We start from the raw sequence: 26,443 nt of genomic DNA on the forward strand, positions 1-26,443 counted from the left end.
ACCGTAGTCGATCAGTTCTTGAATGTCGTCAGAAAGAACCCTGGCCACGTCGCGGTGCATTCGGCCGGATCCTCGGTCACCTATGCGGACCTGGCCGCCGCCGCCGGCGGGGTCCAGCGCCTCGTCACCACGGCGGGAGCCCGCCCGGGAACGCGCGTCGGCCTGCTGATCGGCCACGGCGCCGGCGTCATCGCGGCGATCATGGGAACTCTGCTCTCCGGCTGCGTCTACGTGCCGCTCGACCCGGCGTATCCGGCGCCGCGCCTGGCCTACATGATCGACGACGCCGACGTCACCGTGCTGGTCTCCACCCACGAGCACGAGGCGCTCGCCCGGACCCTCCTCGACGACCGGCCGTGCCCGGTCGTCTTCATCGAAGACGCGCCCCCGGCGGCGCCGGTGGTCTCCGGAGCGATCGACCCGGACGGCCTGGCCTACCTGCGGTACACCTCCGGATCCACCGGCGTGCCCAAAGGCGTGGCCCAGAGCCACCGCAACCTGCTGCACTGCGTCGGCAACCAGATCGACAGTCTGTCGATCACCGCGGAGGACCGGCTCAGCCTGCTCTCCTCGGTCAGCTTCGACGCCTCCATCCCGGACATCTACCCCGCGCTGCTGACGGGTGCGGCCGTGGTGCCGATCAACGTCCGCGCGCTCGGGCCGGGCGAGCTGGTACGCCGCCTGGCCGACCTCGGGGTGACCGTCTACCACTCCACCCCGACGCTCTACCGGTACGTGCTCGACGCCCTGGGGCCGGACGGCCGGTTGCCGTCGGTCCGTACCGTTCTGCTCGGCGGCGAGCGGGTGACCAGGTCCGATGTGGTCGCGGGCCGTGGGCGTTTCGCCGACGCGTGCCTCTTTGTAAACGGTTACGGCGCCACCGAGGCCACCTTCGCGGCGCACCATCGGACCTCCTTCGACCTGCCGGACACCGCGCCGGAAGCCGGTCCCCTGATGCCGATAGGCCGCGCGCTGCCCGGCTACGAGGTGGTGCTGCTGGACGGCGGCACCGGCGCGACCGCCGACGAAGGCACCGCGCACGCCGCCCACGCCGCCGACTCCGCCGACGAGGGTGAGATCGCCATCCGCGGCCCCTATCTGGCGCTCGGGTACTGGCGGGGCCCGGAACGCACCGCCGAGCGCTTCACCGTCGACGACGAGGGCAGGCGGGTCTACCGCACCGGAGACCTCGGACGCCGGCTCCCCGACGGCACGCTGGTCTGCCTGGGCAGGCTGGACCGGCAGATCAAGGTGCGCGGCTTCCGCGTCGAGCCGGCCGAGGTCGAGGCGCACCTGGTGGGACGGCCTGGGGTGGCCAAGGCCGTGGTCTCGCTCGCGGGCGACCGGCTCGTCGCGCATGTCCAGCCCTCCCCCGGCGCCGTACTCGATCCGGCCGCGCTGCGACGGAGCGCGGCCGAGAACCTGCCGGACCATCTGGTGCCCGCGGCGATCGTGGTGCTCGACGCGCTGCCGCTCACCCCGACCGGCAAGGTGGACGTCAGGGCCCTGCCCGCTCCCTCCCCCGTACGCGCGGGTGAGCGGCCGGCCACGCCCGTCGAGGCGGCCGTGCACGACGTCTGGTGCGACGTGCTCGGGGTGGACCAGGTCGGCGTGACCGAGCCCTTCTTCGACGCCGGCGGTCACTCCCTGCTCCTTGGACGGCTCCAGCGGCGGCTGGCCGACACGTTCGGGACGGCGGTGCCGATGACGGCGCTGTTCGAGCACACCACGGTGCGGGCCCAGGCCAGGGCCCTGAGCACGCCGACCGCGCCGACCACGCCGAGCGGACCGGCCGTCACGTCGTCCGCTCGGCCGGCCGCCACCGGCCAGGCCGACGACTTCGACGAGCGCGAGGACTTCGACGATCTCGACGATCTCGACGGGCATGTCGCGGTGGTGGGCCTGGCCTGCCGATTCCCCGGCGCGCCGGACCCCGCCGCGTTCTGGTCCGTGTTGTCCGACGGCGTGGACACCATCTGGGACTACTCGGAATCCGAGCTGCGCGAACTGGGCGTCGGCGCGACGTTGCTCGCCGACCCCGCGCACGTACGGGCCGGCGGAAAGCTGGACGGGGTGGCGGACTTCGACGCGGAGTTCTTCGGGTTCGCCTCCGACGAGGCCGCCCGCACCGATCCGCAGCACCGGCTGTTCCTGGAGACGGCCTGGGAGTGCCTGGAGGACGCGGGATGCGACCCGGAGCGGTTCGACGGCCAGGTCGGCGTGTTCGCCTCGACGTCGGCCAACAGGTACTTCCTGTTCCACCTGTTCGGCAACCCCGCCGCCGGTACGCCGGACGACCCCGACGACTGGGAGGGGCGGCTCCTGCCGCACCAGCGTTCCGACCACCTGCCGGGGCAGGTGGCCTACCGGCTCGGCCTGACCGGTCCGGCGATCGCGGTGCAGACCGCCTGCTCCAGCTCGCTGGTCGCGGTGTGCCTCGCCGCCCAGAGTCTCGCCGACCACCGCTGCGACCTCGCGCTCGCGGGCGGCGTCACCGTCACCTGGCCTCGCCACCGGCACACTCCCGGCGGGATGGTCTCCCCTGACGGCCGCTGCCGCGCCTTCGACGCCGAGGCCGCCGGCTCCGGCTTCTCCAGCGGAAGCGGCGTGGTGGCACTGAAGCGGCTCGCCGACGCCATGGCCGACGGCGACCACGTGTACGCCGTGATCCCCGGCTGGGCGGTCGGCAACGACGGCGCCTCGCGGGCCGGCTTCGCCGTACCCGGCCTGACCGGGCAGGTCGCCGCGGTGACCGAGGCGCTCGGCGACGCGGGGATCTCCCCCGACGAGATCGGCATGGTGGAGGCGCACGGCAGCGGCACCCCGCTGGGGGACGCGATCGAGGTGGAGGCGCTGACCCGCGCCTTCCGGGCGGCCGGTGCACGCGGCACCGGCCACTGCGCGCTGGGCGCGGTCAAGACCAACATCGGCCACACGGACGCCGCCTCCGGAATCGCGGGATTCATCAAGGCGGTCCTGTCGGTGTGGCACGGGCAGATCCCCGGCAACCTGCACCTCGGCACGCCCCACCCACAGCTCGAACTGGAGCGCGGACCGTTCTACCTCCCGTCCAAGACGACGCACTGGCCAGATGGCCGCCGCGTGGCCGGGGTCAGCGCGATCGGCATCGGCGGCACCGGCGCCCACGTCCTGGTGGCCGAGGCGCCAGGACAGGCTCCAGGACAGGCGCCGCCGGAGCCGGACGCAGCGGAGCCGGACGCAGCGGAGCCGGACGCAGCGGAGCCGGACGCAGCGGACGCGCCGGGGCCGGCAGGACCGGGGTCGCCGGGAGCGACGTCCGCCTCCGGGAGGCGGTACACGTTCCCCGTCTCCGCGCGCACTCCCGAGGCCCTGCGCGCGGCGATCGTACGGCTGCGCGACCACCTCGCCGCCAACCCCCACCTGTCACCGGCGGACGTGGCGCACACGCTGACGCTCGGACGCCGGACCTTCGCACACCGGGTCGTCGTGGAGTGCGGTGACCTCGCCGAGGCCGTCGCGGCGCTCGACCCCGACCTGCTGATGTCCCGGGCCGCCGCATCGGAGGCGCCGCCATCCGGTGCCGCCGTCCCAGGGCGGCGGGTGCCCCTGCCGACCTATCCCTTCCAGCGACAGCGCTACTGGATCGACCCGCCGGGAGGCAACTGATGTCCACTCTTACGGCCCGCTGGTTCCGCTGCCCGCGGCCGTTGCCGCAGGCGGCGCACCGGCTCTTCTGCCTGCCGTACGCCGGTGCGGGCGCGGGTGTGTTCCACCCGTGGCCCGCCGCGCTCGCTCCCGACGTGGAGGTGCTGGGCGTCCAGCTCCCCGGACGGGAGAACCGGATCGTCGAGCCCGCCGAGATCGACCTGGCCGAGCTGGCCGCCGCGGTCACCGACGCCACGACGTCGGACGGCCGCCCGTACGCGCTGTACGGGCATTCGCTGGGCGCGCGGCTCGCGTTCGAGCTGATCCGGACCCTGCGCCGGGCCGGCGCGTCACTGCCGGTCCGGCTGTACGTGGGCGCCGCCCGCGCGCCGCACCTGACCGGGTCCGCGACGTTCGACGGGCTCTCCCGCGTGCCCGGCGACGAGCTGCTGGCCCGGGTCGTCGCCGGGGGCGGGGTGCCGGAGGCGGTCGCCGGCGAACCCGAGCTTCTGGAACTGCTGCTGCCGACGTTGCGTGCGGACTTCACCTGGCTGGACGACTACGTGTACCAGCCGGAGGCGCCGCTGCCGGTGCCGATCAGGGCCGTCGCCGGCACGCTCGACCGGGCCGTCTCGATGGAGCAGATGGCCGGGTGGGAGCGGCACACCAGCGCGGGATTCGTCCTGCACCACGTCGAAGGCGGTCATTTCTTCCTCCAGGACCGCCAGGCGGACCTGATCGCCCTCCTGTCGGCGGACCTCACGACGCTGGCCGGTGACCGGTGAAGAACCCGCCCCTCGGAGACACCGGCTGGACGGTGTGGCCGGACGCGCTGCTGCGCACCACCGGCTTCCCCGCCGCCGGGCTGGACGCCTTCCACGCCCCCTCGGCCGCGGCCGCCGCCGACGACCTGCTCGCCGGGCACGGCGACGCCGAGACCCTCGACAAGGCCCTGGACGAGGCGATCGCCGCCGGAGCGGCGAAGATCTGCGAGATCGCCGCCGACCCGCTCTTCCGCGAGGCCATCACCTGGCAGAACCCCGGCGTGCTCGTCACGCTGAACAGCCTGGTCGCCGGTGGTCCCGCGGCCGCTCGCAACAGGCGCCGCCGGGACAGGGAACGGGCGGTGGCCCGCTACTGGCAGCGGTACTGCGCCAAGAACGAGACCATCGGCTTCTTCGGGCCCGTCTGCTGGATCACCGTCCAGGACTCCCCCGAGGCACTCGACGTCCACCCCGGCCCCCGGCTCCTGCGTGAACGACGGGTCTTCTTCGAAAGCTGGGCCCTGACCGCCTACGCCGACCACCTCGCCACCGACCCCCGGATCCGCCGCCACTGGCCACCCGCGCTCCTCCCTCACCTCACGCTGGAGGATCGGACGGTGCTGCGCCCCATGCAGCCGCCCCTTCCCCTGTCACCGGTCGAAGCCGCCGTACTCGCCCGATGCGACGGACGCACCCCCGCCACAGACGTCGTCGCCGAACTCGACCGCCCCGAGGACGGCTACCTCCTCCTCGAACGACTCGCCGAACGCGACCTCATCACCTGGGACGCCGCCCTCCCCCTCGGCCGCACCGCCGAACACGCCCTCCGCCACCGCATCACCACCATCGAGGACCCCGGCCTACGCGAGAGCGCCATGGCCGGACTCGACCGCCTGTGCGCCGCCCGCGACACCGTCGCCGCCGCGGCCGGCGACCCCGACACCCTCAGAGCCGCCCTCGCCACGCTGGACGAAGAATTCACCGCGCTGACGGGCGCCCCACCGCGCCGACGCGACGGCCAGATGTACGCCGGCCGCACCCTCTGCTACGAGGACACAACCCGCGACCTCGACGTCACCGTCGGCACCACACTCCTGAACGACCTCGCACCGCCCCTCGCCGTCCTCCTCACCACCGCCCGCTGGCTGACGGCCGCGCTGGCCGACGCGTACGCGACGGCGTTGCGTGAGCTGTACGACGACCTGCGGGAGGAGTCCGACGCCCCGGTACGCCTGGACGACCTGTTGTCCCTGTCCCCCGGCCTGTTCTGGGGCGCCGGGCGGCGTCCGGCGGACGCCGTCGCCGACGAGTTCGCGCGGCGTTGGGAAAGCCTGTTCGGGCTGGAGTCCGGGCCTGAGTCCGCGCCGGGATCCGGGCAGGGATCCGGGCAGGGATCCGGGCAGGGATCCGGGCCGGATAAGGACGCCCGCCTGGAGCGGGACGTCGCCCGCGTCCGGTTCGCCGCCACCGACCTGGCCGAACCGCTGGCCCGGCTCTTCCCCGCCGAACGGCCCGGCTGGTCCGCGGGCCGGCTGCACAGCCCCGACCTGCAGATCTGCGCCACGGACGCCGACGCGGTCAACCGCGGCGACTATCAGGTGGTCCTCGGCGAGATGCACGCGGCGTGGGCGACGTTCGACTGCGACGTCTTCACCGCCTGGCATCCCTCGGTCGACCGGCTCCGGGACGAGCTGACCCTCGATCTCGGGCCGCACCGGATCCGGTTGCTCCGTCCCGGGACCTGGCCCCGGCACACCGGACGGCTCATGGCGTCGCTGACCGGCACCACCGACCGGATGCTGGGCTTCACCGCGGCGGCGGGCGCGGACCCCGACCTGCTGCTGCCCGCCACCTCCGTCACCGTCACCGAGGAGGAGGGAACGCTGGTCGCCACCGCGCCCGACGGGCACCGATGGCCACTGATCGAGATGTTCTCCGAGATGCTCAGCACCCTCGCCGTCGACGCCTTCAAGATCACCATGCCGGGCGCCCACGTCCCCCGGATCACCATCGACCGGCTCGTCATCGCCCGCGAGATCTGGCGTACCACCGTCGGCGAAACCGGACTCGCCGGCGTCAAGGGCGAACGCGGACGCTACCTCGCCACACGCGCCTGGCGTCAACGCCTCGGCCTCCCCGACCAGGTCTTCATCAAGATCGGCACCGAAGTGAAACCCTGCTACTTCGATCTCACCAGTCCCCACTACGCCGGTGTCCTGTGCGCCATGCTCCGCGCCGCCGGACCCGACGTCGCCCTCACCATCAGCGAAGCCCTCCCCACCCCCGACCATGCCTGGGTCCCCGACCACGACGGCAACCGCTACTTCAGCGAACTCCGCCTCCAGATCACCGACCCCGTCACCGTGGACGGCGGGCGATGAACGGCCGTCCGCCCCGCGTCGAGGAGATCGGCGCCCACCTCACCGTCGCCGACCTGATCATGGCGCGGGCTCGCGCCGTACCGGACGCGGTCGCGGTCGCCCAGTGGGACGAGAAGATCACGTACGGCGAGCTGGCCCGCCGCGCCGCGTCGCTCTCCGCCCGGCTCCACGCTCTCGGCGTCGGCCCGGAGACCAGGGTCGGGATCTGCCTGAAGCGGCGGCCCTCGATGTTGGTTGCGGTCCTCGGCGTGCTGCTGTCCGGCGGCTGTTACGTGCCGCTGGATCCGGACGGCCCGCGACTGCGGCTGCGTGACATGGCCGCCGACGCCGGTCTGGGCATCGTGGTGTGCGACCCGGCCGGAGCCCAGGCGGTCGGCGAGGCGGCGGGTGAGACGGCCGTGCGGTGCGTCGCCGTACCCGAGCCGTCCGATCCGACCCAGCAGTCCGATCCGGCCCGGCAGTCCGAGCCGTCCGATGGGGCCGACCTGGCCGACCTGGCGGAGCCGTCTGACCTGGCCGACCTGGCCGCCGTGCCCGCCTGCCCGGCCGCGCCGGACAACCTCGCCTACGTGCTGTACACCTCCGGGTCCACCGGCCGTCCCAAGGGCGTGGCCGTCACTCACCGCAACGTGATGTCGTTCGTGACCGGATGGGCCGCGATCAGCGGAGCCGACGAGACCACCCGCGCGCTGGCCGCCGCGTCCCTCGGGTTCGACGTCGCCGTCCTCGACCAGCTCGTACCGCTGGCCGTGGGCGGGACGGTGCTGCTGGCGGGTGACGCCGACCGCGCCGACCCGGCCAGACTGCGGCGTTTCGTCGCCGAGCACCGGGTCACCTGGGGGTTCCTCACCCCGGCTGTGCTCTCCCTGCTCGACCCGGCCACGCTGCCCGGCTGGCGGACGGTGATGTCCGGCGCGGAATCGGTGCCGGCCGAGCTGGCCGACCGGTGGGCGACACCGGGCCGCCGGTTCATCCACGCCTACGGGCCCACCGAGACCACGGTGGCGGTCACCACGGCCGAGCTGACCGCGCCGCAGGGCACGCCGGTGCCCATCGGACATCCCCTGCCCGGCTACCGCTGCCATGTCGTCGACGAGCGGCTCCGCCCGGTCGAGCCGGGAGCCGAGGGCGAGCTGCTGGTCGGCGGCCCCGGCGTGGCTCGCGGCTACCTCGGCGGGCCCGCGACGACCGCCGATGTGTTCGTGCCCGACCCGTTCTCCGGCGAGCCGGGCGCCCGGCTCTACCGGACCGGAGACCTGGTCCGGTACACCCCGGACGGGCGGCTCGTCTTCCTGGGCCGCCGCGACGGGCAGGTCAAGATCCGCGGCCAGCGGGTCGAGGTCGGCGAGATCGCGGCCGTCCTGCGGGAGCATCCGCGCGTGACGCAGGCGGCGGTCGAGGCGGTGCCCCGGCCCGGCGGCGGCCTGGAACTGGTCGCCTTCCTCACCCCCGAGGACGCGCCGGACGACGTGGGATACGCCGCCTCGCGGCTGACCGCGGCGATGCTGCCCGGACGGGTGCTGCGCCTGCCCCGACTGCCGCTCAACGCCTCCGGCAAGGTGGACGGAGCCAGGCTGCGCGAGCTGGCCGCCGCCGGCCGTCCCGCCGACGGCGCACCGGAAGGAAGGACCACCACAGAACGGGCACTCGCGGCGATCTGGCGGCGGCTCGGCATCGGCGCCGACTTCTTCGCGAGCGGGGGCGACTCGATCACCGCGATGCGGCTCGTCGCCGCCGCCCGCGACGAGCTGGAACTGGACGTGACGGTGGACGACGTGTTCGCCGGCCGCACCCTGGCGGAGATCGCCGAACGGTTCGACAAGGCCGCCCGGCGGCCGGGGCCGGAGCTCACCCTCGGCCATCCGCCGACCCTGGCCCCACCTCAGCGCCGGCTGTGGTTCATGGACCAGCTCGCGCCCGAGGCCGCGCCGTACAACATCGCGCTCGCCCAGAGGCTGCGCGGCCCCCTGGACCCGGCGGCCCTGCGTACGGCGCTGCGGGCCGTCGCGGAACGGCACGACGTCCTGCGCTGGCGGATCCGGCAGACGGCCGGCGTGCCGTACGCCGTCTGCGAGCCGCCGTCCGACGTGGACCTGACCGTGGTGGACCTGAGCGGATACGGCGAGGCGCAGCGAGAAACGCAGCTCCGCACCCGGCTGGCGGCCGGCGCGGCCGCGCCGTTCGACCTGGCGGGCGGCTCCCCCTGGCGGGCGTGGCTGTACGTGCTGGGTCCGGGCGAACACGTGCTGGCGCTGACCCTGCACCACGCGGTGTTCGACGGCTGGTCCGGGGACGTGCTCTACACCGATCTCGCCGCCGCCTACGCGGCCGCCGTCACGGGCCGGGCGGCGGACCTCCCGCCGCCGCGCGCGTCGTACGCCGACTACGCGGTCTGGCGCGCCGAGCGTGACCTCCGCGACGGCGAGGCGGACCTGGCCTGGTGGGCCGACCACCTGCGTGGGGCGCCCACCGTGCTCGACCTGCCCCGCGACCGGCCCCGCCCGGCCGAGCAGACCTACCGTGGCGCCGAGGCCCGCGTGGAACTGCCGCCCGAGACGGGCGCCGCCGTCCGCGCGCTGGCCGCCGACCTCGGCGCGACCCCCGCGGGCGTGCTGCTGGCCGGGCTCGGCCGGCTGCTCCACCGGGTCACCGGCAGCGCCGACCACGTGATCGGCGCGGTGGTCGCCGACCGGAGGGTCGCCGCCTTCGACGACCTGGTCGGGTTCTTCATCGACATGGTGCCCCTGCGGCTGCGGTCGGACGAGCACGCCGACTTCGCCACCCTCGTACGGCGGTGCACCCGCGAGCTGATGGACGTCGCCGCGCATCCGGCCGCGCCCCTGGAACGCGTGGTCGAGGAGCTCGGCATCCCCAGGGATCCTTCCCGCGCCCCGCTGGTGCAGGTCATGTTCAACGTGCTGAACCTGACCGAGCCGCGGCTGGACCTCGCCGGGCTGCGCGGCGAGACGATCGAGGTCGACAAGCCGGGTTCACCGTTCGACCTGACCGTGTACGTGGCGGAACGGGACGGCGGGTTCGTGGTCGAGGTCGTCTACAACCCCGACCTGTTCGACGCCGTGAGGATCGACGCGATGCTCGCCGACTACGTGACCGTGGTCGGCGCGCTGGCCGCCGACCCGGCCGCCGCCGTGGGCGCGGTCACCCTGCCGGCCCCGCTGTTCCCGGCCGCCGCGCCCGGCGCCATGCGGGTCGCGGAACCGGCGGCCGCGCCGCGCCCCGTCCCGGGCGCCGGAACGTCCGCCACCGAGGAGCTGATCGCCGCGATCTGGCGCGAGGTCCTGGAGCGGGACAGCGTCGGCCCCGACGACAACTTCTTCGACATCGGCGGCCACTCCCTGGCGCTCGCCGCCGTGCACGCCCGCCTGTGCGTCCGGCTCGACCGCGAACTGCGGATGGTGGACCTGTTCCGCTATCCGAACATCCGCACCCTCGCCGCCCACCTGGACACCCGGGCGGACGGCCCCACCGGCCGACCTGAGGCCGGTAACCCCGAACTCGCCCGCGCGGCCTCCCGGGCCGAGGCGCGGCGGAACCGTACCCGGCGCCCACGACGCGCCCACGGCACCATCGGACAGGAGAACGACCATGAGTGACGTCACCGACGAGGGCGTCGAACCGATCGCCATCGTGGGGATGGCCGCCCGCGTGCCGGGCGCGGCCGACCTCGAGGAGTTCTGGCGCAACCTGGTCGACGGTGTGGAGTCCATCAGCTCCTTCACCCGTGAGGAGCAGCTGGCCAGGGGTGTGCCCGCGGAGGACGTCGACGACCCGAGCTGGGTGTCCAAGGCACCGTACGTCGAGGGGTACGACCAGTTCGACGCCGGCCTGTTCGGCATGACCACGCGCGAGGCGGAGATCCTCAACCCGCAGCACCGGCTGTTCCTGGAGTCGTGCTACGCGGCGCTGAACGACGCCGGAACCGATCCGACGCGCTACGACGGCGCCATCGGCGTCTACGCGGGCACCGGGGGCAACCAGTACCTGTGGGAGAACCTGGCCCGCAACAAGCGGGTGTGGGACACCCGCCACGGCATCGGGCTCGCCACCGCCAACTCGCCGAACTACGTGGCCACCACCGTGTCCTACCGGCTGAACCTGCGCGGGCCCAGCCTGACCCTCCACACCGCCTGCTCCACGTCGCTGGTCGCGTTCCACATGGCCTGCGAGGCGCTGCGCGGCGGCGAGTGCGACATGGCCCTGGCGGGTGGAGTGAACCTCGAACACCCGCCCGCCGCCGGATACATCGGGGTGGAGGGGTTCACCTCACCCGACGGTCACTGCCGGCCGTTCGACGCGGACGCGAACGGCACCGTCTGGGGCAGCGGGGTCGGAGTAGCCGTACTCAAGCGACTTGAGGACGCCATCGCCGACGGCGACCACATCCGCGCGGTGGTGCGGGGCAACGCGATCAACAACGACGGCGCGGCCAAGGTCGGCTTCTCCGCGCCCAGCGTCGACGGGCAGGCCTCCGTGATCGCGCAGGCCGTCGGGCTGGCCGCCATCGACCCGCGCACGATCGGCTACGTCGAGGCGCACGGCACCGGCACCGCGATGGGCGACCCGATCGAGGTCGCCGCCCTGTCCTCGGTGTACACGCAGGACACGCCGGACCGCGGCTGGTGCGCCATCGGCTCGGTGAAGTCCAACATCGGCCACCTCAGCCAGGCCTCGGGCATCATCAGCGTCATCAAGACGGTGCTGGCGCTGGAGCACGGGCTGATCCCCCCGACCATCAACTACGAGCGCCCCAACCCGGCGATCGACTTCGACGACACCCCGTTCTACGTGGCGTCCACGCTGGGCAAGTGGCAGACCGACGGCGGTCCCCGACGCGCCGGCGTGAGCTCCTTCGGCATCGGAGGAACCAACGCGCACGTGGTCCTGGAGGAGGCGCCACCCGTCGAGGCGGCGCCCGGTTCCGGCACCCTTTCCGCGCGGCCCGCGCACCTGCTGCAGGTGTCCGCGAAGACCGCCACCGCGTTGGACACCGCGGTGGACCGGCTCGCCGCCCACCTCGCCGCCCACGAAGACCTCGATCTCGCCGATGTGGCCCACACGCTGCGGACGGGCCGGCTGGAGTACCCCCACCGGGCCGCGGTGGTGGCCGCCGACCGCGCGGACGCGGTCGCCGCGCTGCGCGACCGCAAGCGCCTGCGCAAGCGGGAGCCCGCCGCCGCCCCGCCGATCGCCTTCCTGTTCTCCGGGCAGGGCGCGCAGTACGCCGGCATGGGCGCCGAGCTGTACCGGACGGAACCGGTGTTCGCCGCCGCCGTCGACGAGTGCGCGGGCCTGCTCACCGAGCACCTCGGCCTCGACCTGCGCGACCTCCTCTTCGTCGCGGCGGACGGCGCGGAAGGCACAGAGGGCACGGAGGGCACGGACGGCGCTGACGCCGACGAGACGCTCCGGCAGACGCGCTACACCCAGCCGGCGCTGTTCACCGTGGAGTACGCGCTGGCCCGGCTGTGGCAGAGCTGGGGCGTACGACCGGCCGCGATGATCGGCCACTCCATCGGCGAGTACGCGGCGGCGACCGTCGCCGGGGTCTTCCGGCTGCCCGACGCGGTGCGGCTGGTCGCGGCCCGCGGCGCGCTGATGCAGTCGATGCCGCCGGGCGCGATGCTCGCCGTACAGCGGGACGAGTCGACGCTGGCCGGGCTGCTGCCCGAGGGTGTGTCGGTGGCGACCGTCAACGGCCCCGGCACCTGCGTGGTCGCGGGTCCCACGGACGCGATCGAGGCGTTCGCCGCGACCCTGAAGGACCAGAAGGTGGGCTGCAAGGCGCTGCGCACGTCGCACGCCTTCCACTCCGCGATGATGGAGCCGATCCTCGCGGAGTTCACCGCGCTGGTCGCCTCGGTGCCGCGGCAGGCCCCGAGCCTGCCGTTCTGGTCCAACGTCACCGGCGAGCTCATCACCGCCGAGCAGGCGACCGATCCGGCGTACTGGGCCGACCACCTGCGGCGGCCGGTCAGGTTCGGCGCGTGCGTCGCCGGGCTGCTCGCCGCGTACGGCGACACGCCGCCGCTGCTGATCGAGTGCGGGCCCGGACGGCAGCTCGCCGGGCTGGCCAGGATGCAGCTTCCCAAGGGGGCGCCCGCGCCGCTGCCCAGCCTTCCCGGGCCGGGGGAACGTGCAGGGGACACCGTCACCGTCTATGAGGCGGCGGGCACGCTGTGGGCCGCCGGAGTGCCGCTGAGCGCGGGGTTCGGCACGGGACCGGGCACAGGTACGGGGCCTGCGCCGGGCGCTGTGGCGCGCCAGGTGCCGCTGCCCGCCTACCCGTTCGAGCGCAGGCGCTACTGGATCGACGCCGACCCGGCCGACCAGGCGGCCTCCGCGCCCGCCCGGCGGCGTGGGCCGCTGCCGCTGGCCGAGTGGTTCGCGGTGCCGACCTGGCGGCAGCTCGCCCCGGACACCCGCCGGGCCGACCTCGGCGACTGCCTGGTGCTGGCCGACGGGCCGCGCGGAGACGAACTCGTCGCCGGGCTGCGCGCCCGGGGCGCCGCCGTGCGGGTGGGCGGCCACGGCGACTACGCGGCGCTGCTCGGCGAGGGCGTCCCCGCCAGGATCGTGCACGCCCTGGCGCTGGACGGGCCGCCCGCCGACGGTGAGATCACCGCCACCTGGGACGCGCAGGAGCGCGGTTTCTTCAGCGTGCTGACCCTGGTCCAGGCCCTCGCCGACGCGGGAGCGGCCGACGGTGTGCACCTCGACGTGGTCTCGTCGGGAACCTCGGACGCGCAGGGCGATCTGCTCCGCCCCGAGCACGCCACCCTCGCCGGCATCGTCAGGGTGGTGCCGCTGGAACTTCCCGGCCTGACCGTACGGCACGTGGACGCCGACCCGGAGACGGGTCCCGCGCGGACGGCGGAACTCGTCGCCGAGCTGCTGCGCCCCGCCGACGAGCCGGAGGTGACGCTGCGCGGCGGCCGCCGCTGGGTGACCGACTACGCCCAGGTGTCCTTGGGCGAGGAGGCCCCCCAGGCGCCGGTGGTCCGCGACGGCGGCCGGTACCTGATCACCGGTGGAGTCGGCGGGATCGGCATCACGCTCGCCGAGGACTTCGCGCGGCGGGCCGGCGCCCGGCTGGCGCTGCTCAGCCGCGGTGGCCTGCCGCCGCGTGAGGAGTGGGACGCTCACCTCGCGGTGCACGGCGGCGCGGACAGGACGGGCCGGGCCATCCTCGCGATCCGGCGGATGGAGCAGGCCGGCGCCCAGGTGCTGGTGCTGGCCGCCGACGTCACCGATCCGGACGAGCTGAGCGCGGTGCGCAAGCGGATCGACGCCGAGTTCGGCGGGCTGGACGGGATCGTGCACGCGGCCGGTCTGCCCGGCGGCGGCATGGCCGAGGTGAAGGACCGGGCCGCGGCCACCGCCGTGCTGGCCCCCAAGGTCGCCGGAACCCTCGCCCTGGCGAAGGCCTTCGGCGACCTCCCGCTCGACTGGGTGGCGCTCTGCTCCTCGGTGACCTCGGTGGTCGGCGGCTTCGGGCAGGTCGACTACTGCGCGGCCAACAACTTCCTCGACGCCTACGCCCGCAGTGCCCATGGCTGGAGCGCACCGGTCGTGTCGCAGAACTGGGGCGGCTGGACCGAGGTCGGCATGGCCGTCGAGGTGTCCGCGCCCGACGGGTTCCGCGCCGCACGCGGCGGGGTCGCGGAAGCGCTGGACCACCCGGTCCTCTCCACACGGGTGACCGGCCAGGACGGGCAGGCCGAGTGTCACGGGCTGGTGTCCGCCTCCACCCACTGGATCCTCGACGAGCACCGCATCGGCGAGGTCGCGGTGGTCCCCGGCACCGGTCACCTGGAGTCGGTCCGGGCCGCCGTGGCCGCCTGCGTGCCCGCTCCGGACACGGACCACGTCGTGGAGCTCAGGGACGTGGCGTTCCTGGAACCGTTCTCCGTACCCGACGGGGCGACCGCGCAGTACCGCGTGGAGCTCGCCGACACACCGGAGGGCGTCGAGTTCCAGGTGACGAGCCGTACGGCGGGCCGCTCCGCCGCGCACGTACGCGGCTCGGCCGCATGGGTACGGCCCGAGCCCGCCACCGGGGTGGAGGCCGGGCCGATCGTGGCCCGTTGCCGGCAGAGCGCCGTCGTACGCGGGCCCGGTCGCACCAGCATGCTCACCTTCGGTCCCCGCTGGGGCGCGCTGGACGAACACCACGTGGGCGAGAGCGAGGAACTCGCCAGGATCGTCGCGCCCGAGGCCGCCATGGCCGACCTCGCGCGCTGGGTGCTGCATCCGGCGCTGCTCGACGTGGCCACCGCGTTCGGCGAGGGGCGCGGGGAGGGCAGTTACCTGCCGCTCTCCTACGGCCAGGTGCTGGTCCGCGGGTCGCTGCCCGCACGGTTCTGGAGCCACCTGCGGTACGCCGACGGTGGCGACGACGTGGTCTCGGCCGATCTGACGCTCTTCGACGAGGACGGCCGGGTGCTGGTGGAGATCGCCGACTTCGTGCTGCGGCGGGTGGACCGCGCCGCCGTCACGGGCAACCTAGCGGGTGACGGCACCGAACCAGCGGCCGGATCCACGACCGCGACACCCGTCCCCGCTTCGGCGGGCGTGTCCTCCGACGTGACGGCCGGCACGGCGGGCGGCACAGCGGCCAGGACGGCGGCCAGCACAGCGGGCGGCACAGCGGGCGGCACAGCGGCCAGCACAGCGGGCGGCACGGCAGGCGGCACGGCAGGCGGCACGGCGGGCTCGGACGGGATCGCTCCGGTGGACGGCGCGGAGGCGTTCCTCCGGGTCATGGCCGCGGGCCTCGGCGCACAGGTCGTGATCAACCCGCTGCCCGTGGCCGAACTCGCGGAACGGGCCAGGTCCCGGACCACCGACACCATCGCCGGAGACGCCGGGGCCGACGATCGCCCCGGGGCGTCGGGAGCATCCGACGACCACGCCGTGCCCCGCAACGAACTTGAGGCGACCATCGCCCAGGTGTGGAGCGACGGCCTCGGCGTGCCACAGGTCGGGATCGACGACGACTTCTTCGCGCTCGGCGGCAACTCCCTGATCGCGGTGCAGCTCATCGCCTCACTGCGCAAGGCCGTCGGGGTGAAGCTGCCGATGCGCAGCCTGTTCGAATCCCCGACCGTGGCGGAGCTCGCGGTCGTCGTCGAACGGCTGCGCGCCTCCGCCGACGTGGCCGACGCGCCGCGCCCGGAAGCGACCGACGCGACCGACGCGACCGACGCCACCGATGCGACCGACGCCGCCGAGGGGCCGCACCCGACCGTCACCACCATCCCCAGGCTGGACCGTCGTTGACCTCCTCTCCACGGCTGACGCCCGAGGTCTTCACACCCGAAGAGATTCGACGAACGAGGCAGGAAACATGACCGACGACCACTTCCTGGTTGTGCGCAACGACGAGGAGCAGTACTCGATCTGGCCCAGCGGACGTACCCTTCCCGCCGGGTGGCACGACGCCGGGTTCAGCGGTGCCAAGCAGGAGTGCCTGGACCACATCGAGACGGTGTGGACCGACATGCGGCCGCTCAGCCTGCGCCAGGGCGGGTGACCGGGGTGATCGACAAGGAATGGGAGGCGCCCTCCTCCTTCGGCCAGGAACGGATCTGGCTGGCCGATCAGATGGATCCGGGCTCGCCGGTCTTCAACCTGCCGTGCGCGTTCGAGATCCCGTACGCGCTCGATGCCGATCAGATCATCGCGGTGCTCAAGGCCGTCGCCGATCGGCACGAGGTGCTCCGCACGTCGCTGCGGATCGTGGACGGCTCCCTCCGCCAGATCGTGCACGCGGAGATCGACCCCGGCGTACGGGTGCTCGACCTGCGGTCGCTCCCGGCCGAGGATCACCGGGCTCGTACGCTCGACCACATCCGGTCGGTCGCCGGGGAGGCGATCCCCACCGATAGCGCCCCGATGTGGCGGGCCACGGTGATCCGGACCGGGGACGCGCGCTGGGTGGTCAGCTTCGTGGTCCACCATGCCGTGTTCGACGCCACCTCGGCCGTCATCCTCGAAAGGGAGATCTCCGAACTGTGCGCCGCCGCGGCGGCCGAACAGGCCGGAGCCACCGAACAGGCCGGAGCCACCGAGCCGGTCGGGGCCACCGAACTGCCGGGGCTGCCCGACCTGCCGATCCAGTACGCCGACTACGCGGCCTGGCAGCGTGGCCGGCTCGCCGACGACGCGCTGGCCGCGCAGACGGACTACTGGCGGGAGCGGCTGGCGGGACTGCCCGCCGTGCACTCCCTTCCCACCGACCGGCCCCGGCCCGCCCGGCTCGGCTACGCAGGAGACGAGGTCCGCTTCACGATCCCGGAAGAGCTCCAGGCGCGGGCCACCGCGTTGGGGCGCGGTTCGGGCGCGACGCCGTTCATGGTGTTCCTCACGGCGTACGTCGCCCTGCTGTCGCGGCTGTCCCGCGAGGACGACACCGTGATCGGGGTGACCATGAGCGGGCGCGAACTCCCGGAGGTCACCGGCCTGATCGGCATGTTCATCAACCAGCTGGTGGTGCGGGTGGACGCCTCGGGTGACCCCACCTTCGCCGAACTGCTCGGGCGGGTCCGTGCCACGATGCTCGACGCCATGGAGAACGGTCAGATCCCGTTCCAGGCGGTCGTGGAGGCGGTCGCGCCGCAGCGTGACCCGGGAGCGCAGCCGCTGTACCAGATCGGCTTCAACTACATCCCTGACTCCGGCATCGAGCCGACCCCGTACACGACCTCGAAGGACGATCTCGCGTTCGACCTGACCACGGGCACCAGCCGGTTGCTGTACCGCACCGACCTGTTCGACCGGGGCACGGCGGAGACGTTCGTCGCACGCTACCTGCGCGTCCTGTCCGCCGGTGTGGCCGCCCCCGAGACCGGGATCGGCGACCTGCGGCTCATGGACGACGCCGAGCACGCGGCGCTGGTGGAGGCGAGCACCGGTGAGCCACGCGAGCAGCGCGAGCAGCGCGGCCAGACAGCGCTCCGCATGGTGGAGGAGCAGGTCGCGCGCACTCCGGACGCGACCGCGGTGATCGTCGGCGACCGGCGACTGACCTACGCGGAACTGGACGAGGCCGCCGAAGGCGTGGCGGACCGGTTGCGCCGATCGGGAGCCGGCCCCGAGTCGCTGGTGGCGGTGTGCGCCGACCCCTGCCTGGAGCTGCTGCCCGCCCTGCTGGGTGTGTGGAAGGCCGGGGCGGGTTACGTTCCGGTGGATCCGGCCTATCCGGCCGACCGGGTGGCGTACCTGCTCAGCGACTCCGCCGCCACGGTGGTGCTCACCCAGCGCCACCTGCTGGCCGCCGTGGAAGGCGCCCTGGCCACTTCCCCGGCCGCCCCCTCAGCCGCTTCCCTGGCTACCTCCTCAGCCGCTTCCCTGGCGGCCCGACCGGCCGTGCTCGCCATCGACGAGCCCGCCGGGGGGCAGGCCGGACGGCCCACTGAGCGGGTCGGCGATGGGACAGGCGGCCCCGGCGGGGACTCGGGCGGCGGCTCACCGCGTCCGGCCGCGTCGGGGAACGTCGCGTACGTCATCTACACCTCCGGTTCTACCGGCACCCCGAAGGGCGTCGTGGTCGAGCACGGCTCGGTGGCCGCCTACCTGGCGTGGGCCGGCACCGCCTATCCCGGCCTCGCCGGGGAGGCGCTGCTGCACTCCCCGATCGCCTTCGACCTGACCGTGACCGGCCTGTTCGGACCGCTTACGGTCGGGGGCGCGGTGCGGCTCGCCGCCCTCGACGACGCCGAGACCGACACCCCGGCCGACACTCAGGCCGACACCCAGGCTTACTCCCCGGCCGACGCCCCCGCCGACATCTCCACCGGGACGACCACCGGGACGGCCATCGGGACGACGACCGGCGAGAACGCTGGGAGGACGGCTGGGGAGACGACCGGCGGCACGCTCGGCGGGGCCCACCGCGGCCTGGCGACGTTCCTCAAGGTCACGCCCAGCCATCTCGCGCTGCTGGCCGCGCTGCCGGACCTCGTGGCCCCGGGCGGCGACCTGGTGCTGGGAGGCGAGGCGCTGCCCGCGGACGGGGTCACCGCCTGGCGGGAGCGGCACCCCGGCGTCACGGTCGTCAACGAGTACGGTCCCACCGAGGCCACCGTCGGCTGCGTCGCGGCGCGCGTGGCACCGGGTGAGGCGTTGCCCGTCGACCAGGCGGGCTCGGTCACGATCGGCCGCCCGGCCCCCGGAAACGCCGCCTACGTGCTGGACGGCGGGCTGCGGCCGGTGCCCACCGGTGTCGTCGGCGAGCTGTACATCGCGGGCCCGCAGGTGACCCGCGGTTATCTGAACCGGCCGGGAGCCACCGCCGCCGCGTACGTACCCTGCCCCTTCGGGGCCCCCGGCCTGCGGATGTACCGCACCGGTGACCTGGCGCGCCGCCGTGCCGACGGGAGCCTGGAGTTCGTCGGCCGCGCCGACGACCAGATCAAACTGCACGGCTACCGCATCGAGCCCGGCGAGATCGAGACGGCTCTGCGCGCCCAGCCGGGCGTCCGCGACGCGGCTGTCACCGTACGCGAGGACACCTCCGACGGCAGGCGTCTCGTCGCCTACCTGGTCGGCGACGCGAGCGACGGCACAGGCGACGGCACAGGCGGCGGCGCAGGCGGCACAAACGACACGGGCGGAGGCACGAGCGGCGGCACGGGCCTCGGCGTGGACGTCGCGGCGGTGAACGACGCGCTCGCCGCGAGCCTGCCCGCCCACATGGTCCCGTCGGGATACGTCGTCCTCGACGCCCTCCCGCTGACCGCCAACGGCAAGCTCGACCACGCCGCGCTTCCCGCGCCGGTCGCGGTCACGGACGGCGAGTACGTCGAGCCGCGCACGGCCGCCGAGGAGCTGGTGGCGGAGGTCTTCGCCGGTCTCCTGGGCGTGGAGAAGGTCGGCGCCACCGACGACTTCTTCGAGCTCGGCGGCAACTCCCTGCTGGCGATCCGGGCCATCGCGAGGATCCGCGGCCAGATCGAGATCGACATCCCGGTCCGCGGTCTGTTCTCGTACACCACCGTCGCGGACCTCGCGGCCGAGATCGAACGGCGGCTCACCGAGGACCTCGACCAGCTCAGTGATGAGGATGTCGAGCGGCTGCTCACATCAGAAGGCGACGGCCGATCATGACGACGCCACCCCAGACACCACCCCAGACACCACCCCAGACGCCGTCCCAGAACCCGCGACAGGCATCGCCGTCCGCGGCCCGGCGGGCGCTGCTGGAACAGCGGCTCCGGCGGCGCGCGGCCGGACCGGACACGCCCACCACCACGGTGCGGCCCCGCCCAGAGGGCTCCGCCCCGCCCCTGTCCTACCAGCAGGAGCGGGTCTGGTTCATGGAGCAGTTCGCGCCGGGCACGAGCCAGTACAACATCCCGATCCCGATGCGCCTCACCGGGGAGATCGACCTCGACCTGCTCGACCGGGCCCTGCAGACCCTTCCCGCCAGGCACGAGGCGCTGCGGATGCGCTTCCCCGCCGATTCCGACGGGCGGCCCACCGTCCACGTCGAGCCCTCCGTCGCGGTGCCGCTGCGCGTCGTGACGGCGGACGATGAGGCCGCCGCCCAGGCGCTGATCGACGAGGCGGCCGCGGAGCCGTTCGACCTGACCGAGGGGCCGCTGCTCCGCGCCCTGCTGATCAGGCTGGCCGACGACGATCACCGGCTGCTGGTCACCACCCACCACATCGTCGGTGACGGATGGTCGGTGGACCTGCTGCTGCGCGACCTGGCCGCCGCCTATCACGCCGGGCGCGCCGGCACCGGGGTCACGCTCCCCGGCCTGCCCGTCTCGTACGGCGACTTCGCGCACTGGCAGCGGCAGACGCAGACCGGTCCCGAGCTGGAGCGCCAGCTGGTTTTCTGGAGCGACCGGCTCGCCGGCGTGCCGGCCCTGGAGCTGCCCGCCGACCGGCCGCGACCGGCCACCCAGGTCTTCGAGGGCGACTGGCACATCGTCGATGTCGACGCCGAGCTCGCCGGGGCGGTCAACCGGCTCTCCAGGGAGCGCGGAACGACGCTGTTCATGACGCTGCTCGCCGCCTACCAGGTGCTGCTGTCGAGGCACTCCGGCCAGGGCGACTTCGCGGTCGGTTCCTCGTCGGCCGGCCGGTCGCTGGCCGAGCTGGAGAACGTGGTCGGCATGTTCGTCAACATGCTGCCGATGCGCGCGCGGCTCGGTGACGACCCGACCTTCGACGAGCTGCTCGAACGCACCCGGGTCGGCGTTCTCGACGCCTTCGACCACGCGGAGGTCCCGTTCGAGCAGCTCGTCAACGCGCTCGGCGTGCCCCGCGACGTCAGCCGGTCGCCGGTGTTCCAGGCGATGTTCGCGCTGCAGAACTACCAGATGGGCCGGATCGCGGAGGCGGGCGGCTCGGACCTCGGCATCACCTGGCTGCCGATGGACCTGCGGGCCACCCGTTTCGACATCGAGCTGCACGTCATCGAGGTGCGGGACCGGCTGATCGTCAAGTTCGTCTACAACACGGCGCTGTTCGACGAGGCGACCGTGGCGAGGATGGCGACCCGCTTCGTCACCCTCCTGCGGTCCGTCACGACCGACCCGTCCAGGCGGGTGTCCGAGCTGCCGATGCTGGACGCCGCCGAGCAGACGCTGCTGGTGGACGTGTGGAACGACACCGGCGCCGAGCTGGACGAGGCGGCGACGCTGCACGGCCTGATCGAGGAACAGGTCGCCCGCACCCCCGGCGCCGTCGCGGTGACCTTCGAGGGCCGCCACCTGACGTACGCCGAGCTGAACGAGCGGGCGAACCGGGTGGCGCACCGGTTGCGCGACCTGGGAGCGGGCCCCGAGACCCTGGTCGGCGTCTTCGCCGAACGCTCGGCCGAGCTGGTGGTGGCGCTGCTGGGCGTGCTCAAGGCGGGAGCCGCCTACCTGCCGCTCGATCCGGAGTACCCGGCCGACCGGCTGGCGTTCATGATCGACGATGCCCGGGCTCCCGTGGTGCTGACCCAGGAGCACCTGAAGGCGACCGTCCCGGCCACCGACGCGGTCATCCTGAACCTGGACGATCCCGGCGAGTGGGCGGACCGGCCCGCGGACGACCCGCGGCCCCCGGTCACCTCAGGCAACGCCGCGTACGTCATCTACACGTCGGGATCCACCGGCCGCCCCAAGGGCGTGCCCAACACCCACCGCGGCATCGTGAACCGCCTGCTGTGGATGCAGCGCGCCTACCCGCTGGGCGGCGACGACGTCGTCCTGCAGAAGACGCCCGCCGGTTTCGACGTGTCGGTGTGGGAGTTCTTCTGGCCGTTGCTCACCGGAGCGCGGCTGGTGCTCGCCCGGCCGGGCGGCCACAAGGACGCGGCGTACCTGCGCGAGCTGCTAATCAGCGAGAGCGTGACCACCGCGCACTTCGTCCCGTCGATGCTCGCGGTGTTCCTCGCCGACGACGAGAAGTCCGCGGCGGGCTGCACGGCGCTGCGACGGGTGATCTGCAGCGGCGAGGAGCTTCCGGTGGCCACGGCGGCCACCTTCACGACGGTGCTCCCGCACTGCGAGCTGCACAACCTGTACGGCCCCACCGAGGCGGCGATCGACGTCACCTCCTGGCACTGCGCTCCCGAGGCGATCGCCGACGCGGTCACCCTGCCGATCGGGGCCCCGATCGCGAACATCCGGCTGTACGTCCTCGACGGGCGCGGGAATCCCGCCCCGATCGGCGTGCCGGGCGAGCTGCACATCGGCGGGATCGGGGTGGCCAGGGGCTACCACCGCCGTCCGGCGCTCACCGCCGAACGGTTCGTTCCCGACCCGTTCGGCGCCGACCTGGGCGCCAGGCTGTACCGCACCGGCGACCTGGCGCGCCGGCGCGCGGACGGGAACCTGGAGTTCCTCGGCCGCATCGACCACCAGGTGAAGCTGCGCGGACTGCGCATCGAGCTGGGCGAAATCGAGACGGCGCTGCGCGACCGCGATGAGGTCGCGGAGGCGGTGGTGATCGTCCGCGAGGACACCCCCGGCGACAAGCGGCTGGTCGCCTACCTGACGACCCACGGCGGGGTGGACGTCGACGTCGCCGAGCTGCGGGCCGCGCTGAAACAGGGCCTGCCCGACTACATGGTGCCGACGGCGTTCGTCACCATGGACACGCTGCCGCTGTCGCCCAACGGCAAGCTGGACCGCGCGGCCCTGCCGGCCCCTCAGGCCGCGCGGGACGCCACCGCCGAGCTGGTCGAGCCGGAGACCGCCACGGAACGGCTGCTGGCCGAGATCTGGATCGACGTGCTCGGCGTGGAGCGGCTCGGCGTCCACGACGACTTCTTCGACTCGGGCGGCCACTCCCTGCTCGCCACCCAGGTGGTGGCCAGGATCCGCAAGGCGTCCGACGGCTCGGGACGTCCGGTCGGCGTGATGGACCTGTTCCAGAACCGGACCATCCGTGAGCTGGCCGCCTTCATCGACGGCGGCGCCGACGCGGCGGCCGGGCCCCAGCCGCTGCTGTACGAGCTGACCCCGAAGGGCGGGAAACGCACCCTGTCCTACGTCTGCGTGCCGTACGGCGGGGGCAGCGCCATCGTCTACCAGCCGCTCGCCGACGCGCTCCCCGCCGGGCACGCGCTGTACTCGGTGGCCATCCCCGGCCACGACGTCGGGCTGAACGAGGAGGCGCTCCCCTTCCACGAGCTGGTGGACCGGATCGTGGCGGAGATCAGGGAGCGCGTCGAAGGCCCCCTGGTCCTGTACGGCCACTGCGGCGTCGGCAGCGCCATCGCGGTCGGCGCGGCACGGAAGCTGGCCGAGGACGGCCGGGACGTGGACGCGGTCTACATCGGCGCGATGTTCCCGTTCGCCCGCATCAAGGGCGTCGTCGGGACGCTGCGGACCCGGCTGGAGAAGCTGCGCAGCAACCGCGAGTACGCCAACTGGCTCAAGGGCATGGGCGTCGACACCGACGAGCTGGACCCCGAGCAGGCCGACCGGATCATCGCGAACATGCGGGCCGACTCCCGGGCGTCCGAGGAGTACTTCACCACGCTGCTCGACCAGCGCCCCGCGCCGATGTCCGCTCCGATCATCTCCGTCGTCGGCTCGGAGGACCCGGTCACCGACTACTACACCGAGCGGTATCGGGAGTGGGAGTTCCTGACCGGCACGACCGGGCTGGTGGTTCTCGACCAGGCCGGCCACTTCTTCCTGAAGCACCGGGCGGAGGAGCTGGCCGAGATCGTCACGGGTGTCCACCCGGCGATGGCCCGGCGTGAGACCACCGAGTACGGCGTCGCCGAGCGGGGGCCGGACGCGGCGTGGTCGCTGCGCGACACGCACTACCCGGCCGAGCCGGGAGAGTCCGCGGGGCCGCCCGCGGTGCAGCCGAGCAACCGCAGGTTCCTCAGCGTGGCGATCGGGCAGCTCGTGTCGGCGACCGGTTCGGCGCTGACCGGCTTCGCCGTACCGGTGTGGTTGTTCGACCGGACGGGATCGGTGACCGACCTCGGTCTGCTGTGGGCGCTGACGCTGATCTGCGGTGTGGCGATGATGCCCGTCGCCGGGCCGCTGATCGACCGGTTCGACCGGCGGCGCGTCATGATCGTCGCGAGCGGTGTCGCCGGGGCGGTCCAGTTCTCCATCGCGTCGCTGCTCTTCACCGGGCGGCTGGACCTGTGGATCATCTACGTGCTGCTGCCGATCAACTCGATGGCCGGTACCTACCAGCGGCTGGCCTTCCAGACCGCGGTGCCGCAACTGGTGCCCAAGCGCTATCTGGGGCACGCGGTCGGTCTCGCGCAGCTCACCAACGGGTTCGCCATGCTGCTCGCCCCGCTGATGGGCGCCGGGCTGTACGTCGCGATCGGCCTGCCCGGCATCCTCGCCATCGACATGGCGAGCTACGTGTTCGCCCTCGCGGTGCTGCTGGTCGTCCGCTTCCCCGACACGCTCGGCTTCCGCCGCAAAGAACCGCTGGTCACCGCGATCGTGGAGGGACTGCGGTTCTCGTGGAACCTCCGCGGGTTCCGGGCCATGGTGATCTACTTCGCCGTCGCCAACATCTTCCTCGGTCCCGCCCTGGTGCTGACCGTCCCGCTGACGCTCTCCTTCGGCACGGTCGACCAGGTCGCGCAGGTCGCGGTGGCCGAGGCGCTCGGCGCGGTGGCCGGCGGCGTGGTGATGGCGCTCTGGGGCGGCCCGCGCAAGCGCCGGATGGTCGGCGTCTTCCTGGGCAACCTGGGAATGGCCGCCGGGTGCCTAATGATGGGCCTGCGGCCGTCCCTGGCCGTGGTCGTGACCGGCGTGTTCTGCCTGGCGATGTCGATGTCGATCTCCCAGGGCATCTACGTGACGCTGGTCCAGGTCAAGGTGCCGCAGCGGTTCCACGGTCGGGTGCTCTCGCTCAACCAGGCCCTCTCGTGGTCCACCCTGCCGATCGGGTTCGCCGTACTGGCGCCCCTGGCCACGTCCCTGTTCAACCCCATGCTGCGGCCGGACGGGGCGCTCGCCGGCTCGGTCGGCGCGGTCATCGGCGTCGGCGAGGGCCGGGGCGTGGGCCTCACCTACGTCGTCTTCGCGCTGATGATGGCCGCGGTGACCGTCGGCGCCTCGACCCTCCGGTTGCTGCGGCGCTTCGACACCGAGGTTCCGGACTCGCTCCCCGACGACCTCATCGGCATGCAGGAAAGGCAACGCCGCCTGAGCCTCGCGAAAGGAAGCACATCATGACGGGTGTCATTCCCACGGACCCGGCCCGGCTCGGGCCGGTGACCGGGCAGGTGGCCGGCAACGACCACACCACCATCGTGGTCTACGGCCTCGGCCCGGACATGACCGACCACCTCGACTGGGTGACGGCCCACCGCGACGGCCTGCGGGCCGGTCTGGCCGAGCACGGCGCGGTGCTGATCCGCGACCTGCCCGCCGACCTCGACCTGTTCGACCGGATCGTCCGGGTCGTCGGCGGTGAGCCGCTGCGCTACACCGAACGCTCCACCCCGCGCACGTCCGTCACCGAGTCCATCTACACCTCGACCGAGTACCCGGCCGACCAGCCGCTCCCGATGCACAACGAGAACTCGTATTCGGACACCTGGCCGGGGCACCTGTTCTTCTTCTGCGACACCGCCGCCGCCACGGGCGGGGCCACCCCGATCGCGAACAGCCGCGCGGTGTTCCGCGCGGTCCCCGCCGACGTACGGGAGAGGTTCGCGGCCGGCGTCGTCTACGCCAGGGCGTTCCGGGAGGGGCTCGGCCTGTCCTGGCAGGAGTCGTTCCAGACCGACGACCCCGCCGAGGTCGAGGACTACTGCGCGCGGCACGGCATGGCGTACGAGTGGACCGAGGAGGGCCTGCGCACCCGGCACCACCGGCCCGCGCACCAGACCGAGCCGCTGACCGGTGAGCAGGTCTGGTTCAACCAGGCGAACCTGTTCCATGTCACCAGCCTGGACGAGGAGGTCCGCGAGGCCCTCCTGATGCTGTACGGCGAGGCCGACCTGCCCCGCAACGCGTACCTCGCCGACGGCTCCCCCATCGCCCCGGCGGACCTCGCCGCCGTCAAGGCCGCCTACGACGAGACCTCGTACGCGTTCCCGTGGCGCGAGGGCGATCTGATGATCATCAACAACATGCTGTGCGCGCACGGCCGGGAGCCGTACACCGGCGCCCGCCGGATCCTGGTCGCGATGACCGCCTGACCGGCGGCTCCGCC

Annotated in this window: 9 protein-coding genes; all 9 read left to right on the forward strand. The window is 73.4% G+C overall.

The window, feature by feature from the left end:
* Positions 1–18 precede the first annotated feature (18 nt).
* The 9 genes from IMZ11_RS08570 (at position 19) to IMZ11_RS08610 (ending at position 26,429) form a co-directional block, all read left to right on the forward strand.
* Positions 19–3,648: an amino acid adenylation domain-containing protein gene (locus IMZ11_RS08570; RefSeq protein WP_228639322.1), complete on the forward strand. Its 3,630-nt coding sequence runs from the start codon at positions 19–21 to the stop codon at positions 3,646–3,648.
* Positions 3,648–4,412 (forward strand): thioesterase II family protein, encoded by a 765-nt coding sequence (locus IMZ11_RS08575; RefSeq protein ID WP_228639324.1) that lies wholly within the window; start codon positions 3,648–3,650, stop codon positions 4,410–4,412. Before IMZ11_RS08570 ends, IMZ11_RS08575 begins: the two co-directional genes overlap by 1 nt.
* A complete protein-coding gene (locus tag IMZ11_RS08580) occupies positions 4,409–6,772 on the forward strand; it encodes a lantibiotic dehydratase (protein ID WP_228639326.1) in 2,364 nt (787 codons plus the stop codon). Before IMZ11_RS08575 ends, IMZ11_RS08580 begins: the two co-directional genes overlap by 4 nt.
* Positions 6,769–10,386 carry a non-ribosomal peptide synthetase gene (locus IMZ11_RS08585; protein WP_228639328.1) on the forward strand — a complete coding sequence of 1,206 codons (3,618 nt, stop codon included), beginning with the start codon at positions 6,769–6,771 and terminating at the stop codon, positions 10,384–10,386. Before IMZ11_RS08580 ends, IMZ11_RS08585 begins: the two co-directional genes overlap by 4 nt.
* On the forward strand, positions 10,379–16,072 hold the full coding sequence (locus tag IMZ11_RS08590) for a type I polyketide synthase (RefSeq protein ID WP_228639330.1): 5,694 nt from the start codon (positions 10,379–10,381) through the stop codon (positions 16,070–16,072). Before IMZ11_RS08585 ends, IMZ11_RS08590 begins: the two co-directional genes overlap by 8 nt.
* Positions 16,073–16,139: 67 nt before the next feature.
* The gene (locus IMZ11_RS08595; protein ID WP_061260679.1) at positions 16,140–16,325 is read left to right on the forward strand and encodes an MbtH family NRPS accessory protein; all 186 of its coding nucleotides are present in this window, start codon (positions 16,140–16,142) and stop codon (positions 16,323–16,325) included.
* A 5-nt stretch (positions 16,326–16,330) separates the two neighbouring features.
* Complete coding sequence (locus IMZ11_RS46125) at positions 16,331–19,900, forward strand: condensation domain-containing protein (protein WP_228639332.1); 3,570 nt, start codon at positions 16,331–16,333, stop codon at positions 19,898–19,900.
* Positions 19,897–25,458 (forward strand): non-ribosomal peptide synthetase/MFS transporter, encoded by a 5,562-nt coding sequence (locus tag IMZ11_RS08605; RefSeq protein ID WP_228639334.1) that lies wholly within the window; start codon positions 19,897–19,899, stop codon positions 25,456–25,458. Before IMZ11_RS46125 ends, IMZ11_RS08605 begins: the two co-directional genes overlap by 4 nt.
* A complete protein-coding gene (locus IMZ11_RS08610; protein ID WP_228639337.1) occupies positions 25,455–26,429 on the forward strand; it encodes a TauD/TfdA family dioxygenase in 975 nt (324 codons plus the stop codon). Before IMZ11_RS08605 ends, IMZ11_RS08610 begins: the two co-directional genes overlap by 4 nt.
* The last annotated feature ends 14 nt before the right edge of the window (positions 26,430–26,443 follow it).

The sequence above is a fragment of the Microtetraspora sp. AC03309 genome, from assembly GCF_020826795.1.
GTDB classification, from domain to species: Bacteria; Actinomycetota; Actinomycetes; order Streptosporangiales; family Streptosporangiaceae; genus Microtetraspora; species Microtetraspora glauca.

Coding starts and splice junctions, on each gene's coding strand:
- IMZ11_RS08605 (WP_228639334.1), top strand. CDS start 19,897: ATGACGACGCCACCCCAGACACCACCCCAGACACCACCCCAGACGCCG.
- IMZ11_RS08595 (WP_061260679.1), top strand. CDS start 16,140: ATGACCGACGACCACTTCCTGGTTGTGCGCAACGACGAGGAGCAGTAC.
- IMZ11_RS08590 (WP_228639330.1), top strand. CDS start 10,379: ATGAGTGACGTCACCGACGAGGGCGTCGAACCGATCGCCATCGTGGGG.
- IMZ11_RS08585 (WP_228639328.1), top strand. CDS start 6,769: ATGAACGGCCGTCCGCCCCGCGTCGAGGAGATCGGCGCCCACCTCACC.
- IMZ11_RS08610 (WP_228639337.1), top strand. CDS start 25,455: ATGACGGGTGTCATTCCCACGGACCCGGCCCGGCTCGGGCCGGTGACC.
- IMZ11_RS08575 (WP_228639324.1), top strand. CDS start 3,648: ATGTCCACTCTTACGGCCCGCTGGTTCCGCTGCCCGCGGCCGTTGCCG.